The organism is Sporomusa sp. (genome assembly GCF_057736855.1).
Map to the genome: position 1 here is coordinate 2,117 of NZ_JBYKYF010000307.1, position 1,434 is coordinate 3,550.

Genomic DNA, 1,434 nt, shown 5'->3' on the forward strand with positions numbered 1-1,434 from the left:
TATAAACGCAGTTTTTAACAGCTATTAGCTATTTGCAAGAGAGGACGAGGAGGAAATAGATTATGACACAAGGACAAGCCACCAGCAAGAAAGCTATCCTGGTTGTTAGTTTTGGCACAACTTATCCAGAACCCCTAAAGCTTAATATTGAAAGCGTTGAGAATCGGATTCGCGAAGCTTTTCCTGACTATGAAGTACGCCGGGCCTTTACCTCGCGGATGGTTATTAAACGCCTGGCAGAGCGGGATGGCGTGCAGATTGATAATGAGCAGCAAGCTTTAGAACGCCTTCAGGCTGATGGCTATCAGGAAGTATATATTCAGCCGCTGCATATTGTGCCAGGTGCGGAATACGACAAGATCAGGCGGATTGTCAATCAGTATGCTCATGCCAAGGAAAAAGCGTTTGCAACCATCCGGTTAGGCCGCCCGCTGCTTTATAGCATGGGAGTAGACAACCAGCCTGATGACTACGAAATTGCCATAAAAGCTTTGATGCGGCAGTTGCCTGATATTACCCCAGACCATGCCGTTGTACTTATGGGACACGGCGGGATGCATCCAAGCAATGCGGCCTATGCAGCGCTGCAATTAAAACTGGAAGATGCCGGACTTAATAATGTGTTTGTCTACACGGTGGAAGGTTTCCCGTCATTGGAGCGGATTATTGGAAAGCTCAAACAAAAACAAGTAAAAAAAGTTACTCTAATGCCATTTTTACTAGTGTCTGGCGATCATGCCACTAACGACATGGCTGGCGAGCAAGAGGATTCTGCCAAGTCGCAGCTAATAGCGGCAGGCTTTGAGGTAGAGGTAATTTTGCGCGGTTTGGGTGAAAACACAGCCATTCAAGATATCTATGTAGCTCACCTACAGTCAGCTATCACTCATCCACCGCATAGACATAAATCTGCCCATAATTATGGGTGTAAGGGACACTGATGGACATAGCAAGGGTGGTCACAAGCGTTAAAGTCTGAAATAAAACTAAATAAAAATGAGACAGGTGCCTGAAAAGGCTTAATAGGGAAGACCGGTGAAAAACCGGCGCGGTCCCGCCACTGTAATGGGGAGCAAACCCAAGGTATACCACTGAGACCAATGGGTCTTGGGAAGGTTTGGGCAAGCGTTGATCCAGAGCCAGGAGAACTGCCTGTCTGACAATCACCGATTGACCTACGAGCGATGGGGAGGGGATTTTTAGCGATAGTTTGTCGCTTTTAGCAAGTTGCAAAAAAACTCCTGACTCTGTTGTCAGGAGTTTTTTATCTAAGAACAAACCTGCGTTAAGACTTCCAACTGCTGCCAGTGGAGTTTCGGAGGTTTTCCTGGAGAGTTTGTTCTATCGTGGGAAAGAGTATTAAAGCGTTGATAAAAGCAAAGGAGTGGTTTTTATGGGTATCAAAATGAAATCGAAACAGGCTAAAAAAACTAT

At 45.7% G+C, this 1,434-nt stretch carries 1 protein-coding gene and 1 riboswitch; the gene reads left to right on the forward strand.

Translation table 11 applies throughout. The features are described 5' to 3' along the window. Positions 1–62 precede the first annotated feature (62 nt). On the forward strand, positions 63–941 hold the full coding sequence (locus tag AC29Z1_RS15190) for a sirohydrochlorin cobaltochelatase (protein WP_488272301.1): 879 nt from the start codon (positions 63–65) through the stop codon (positions 939–941). Between the two features lie 45 nt (positions 942–986). Further along, positions 987–1,170, forward strand: a riboswitch (cobalamin riboswitch). Positions 1,171–1,434: the final 264 nt, after the last annotated feature.